This window comes from Streptomyces adelaidensis, from assembly GCF_016598475.1.
Lineage (GTDB): Bacteria > Actinomycetota > Actinomycetes > Streptomycetales > Streptomycetaceae > Streptomyces > Streptomyces adelaidensis.
In genome coordinates this window covers 1-1,918 of sequence record NZ_JAEMUX010000207.1, presented here as the reverse complement: position 1 = coordinate 1,918, position 1,918 = coordinate 1, and the positions used below count along the sequence as shown (strand labels likewise).

The 1,918-nt window shown below is 70.6% G+C and carries 3 protein-coding genes; 2 read left to right on the top strand and 1 reads right to left on the bottom strand.

Going from position 1 to position 1,918, the window contains the following annotated elements; all coding sequences use genetic code 11:
• Positions 1–172 precede the first annotated feature (172 nt).
• Both I8N67_RS43625 and I8N67_RS41290 read left to right on the top strand, forming a co-directional pair.
• A complete protein-coding gene (locus tag I8N67_RS43625) occupies positions 173–448 on the top strand; it encodes a helix-turn-helix domain-containing protein (protein WP_200309452.1) in 276 nt (91 codons plus the stop codon).
• Positions 441–872, top strand: a complete 432-nt coding sequence (locus I8N67_RS41290) for a DUF6221 family protein (protein WP_200309451.1) — start codon at positions 441–443, stop codon at positions 870–872. Before I8N67_RS43625 ends, I8N67_RS41290 begins: the two co-directional genes overlap by 8 nt.
• 538 nt (positions 873–1,410) lie before the next feature.
• Here I8N67_RS41290 and I8N67_RS41285 read toward each other — a convergent pair.
• The coding region (locus I8N67_RS41285) for a hypothetical protein (protein ID WP_200309450.1) at positions 1,411–1,918 on the bottom strand (508 nt) is incomplete at its 5' end.

Here is a 1,918-nt window from a genome sequence, read left to right as displayed (position 1 = left end):
GGAGGTTGTGGGTGGGTCCGCCCCCGGCTCATGTGGCGTTCGCAGCGCCGAGCCGGGGGCTTTGTGCATCAGCAGCATTGGGCCGCTTCCGCCACTGTATGGCATGCCATACGCTTAGGGGAAGCGGCCCGCCCGAAGAGAGGGACCGGGTGTGATCGAGGAGGTTCAGAGGGTGGTCGACGCCGTGAACGCAGTGCGCGCAATCGAGGACCCAGTACGGAGAGCGCGGGCCATCAGCGACCTGTTGAAGGCGCAGACTTCCGCCGAGCCCGACCTGCGGGACGAGCGGCGGGAGATCGTGCTCCGGATGCGCGAGGAGAAGGTCTCGTTCCGGAAGATCGCCGCCGAGCTGAACGTCTCGTTGGGCACGGTGCAGGACATCGTGCGCGGCCACTCGGGCCCGTGGGGTACGCGAGCGAAGAAGGACGAGGAGCCGCAGGATGGATGACCTTGTGCAGTGGCTACGCGCCCAGCTCGACGAGGATGAGCGGATCGCGCGGGCAGCGACGCGCGGGCCATGGGTGCAGAGTGGAATCGGCGACTATGGCTGGACCGTCGACTTCGGGCGTCCGGGCGCGGGAGTCGAAACTGCGGACACTGAGCAGGGCCTCGCCGATGCTGACTTCATCGCCGCGCACAATCCGGCGCGGGTGCTGCGGGAGATCGAATCCAAGCGGGAGCTGGTGAAGCTGCACAGTCGCGCCACCCTCCGCGCCGGAGGCGGCGCGCAGTACTTCGGCACGACGACCGTGTGCCGCTCCTGCGAGCCCGACCACCAGTTCCCCGAGCTGTCCTGGCCGTGCCCGACGCTGCGCCTGCTGACCGCCCCCTACAGTGGCCGCGATGGATACCGGGAGGAGTGGGCGCCGTGAGTGATACCGCCTGGGGCTGACCCCCAACACGCAGCAGGGCCCCACCGGGATCGGTGGGGCCCTTGCCGTTGCCCGTGGCGCTGTCCAGCGGGCGGTGAGTAGCGCCTCTCATCGTGCAGCAGCTTGACGACGAAGACGGCACCAGCGTACGCCGCCGGTCTGACAGCAGTACCGTCCCGGCAGCAACCCCCTGAGAGCGAGGCCGCCATGACCGCCACCCCACCACCGCCGCGTGTGCCGCTCGCCCGTCTCGCCACCCGCCCGCCGTCGCCCGCAGTGCGCCGTGTGCTGGATCGGCCGGCGGGGCGTAAGCCGGAGTTCAACTCGTCGATCTGACGGGTCGGGCCCCCGCTCGGGGGTGAACGGGGGCCCGGGTTGGGCGGTCGCGTTCCCCGGCGGCTCCGGTTACCAACGCCTCTGGCCCATTGACGCTGACGGGACAGGGTGCCGCTCGACTATTACCGGACGACTTCTCCGGGGCCTGGGTTTCCCACAAGCAGACGAGCGGGCTACGGCCAGGATGCCACGGGCTGCTCTGCTACGGATGGCATCCGCAGGCGCACAGCTGGCCCGTGAACTTCTGATTCTTCCGGCACCGCTGGTGCAGGCGTTCGGCCCACTGCCCGAGTTCGGCCCACTGCCCGAGTTCGGCACGCTGGGGGTGGCTCCAGTGGACGGCCGCGGCGAGCGTGCCGGCGGTCTGGCAGGCGGTGGACAGGTAGTCGGGGATGCTGCCTCGGATCAGGTCGAGTAGCTGGTCGGGGAGCTGTTCGCGCCTGTCGCCGGGCGGGGGTGGTGTCCATGCGGGTTCGGCCGGTTGGGTCGTGGCCGGGTTGGGGTTGTCCGGGGTTGTCCGGGTGGGTTGTCCGGCGCGGCCGGGCTCGGTGAGGGCGGTGTTGAGTTCGGCGAGCCGCCTGTCCCACCAGCGGGCGAGGGGCGCGCCGAGGGGTGGCGCCCCCGCCTTCACCCACCGGTCGGCCAGGGCGCGGACGCAGGCGAGTTCGGTCTCCGACTTCCCGAGCGCGCGGATGGTATCGGCGAGTTGG

Bases quoted from the DNA above. Each gene is read 5' to 3' on its own strand.
- I8N67_RS41290 (WP_200309451.1), top strand. From the start codon at position 441: ATGGATGACCTTGTGCAGTGGCTACGCGCCCAGCTCGACGAGGATGAG.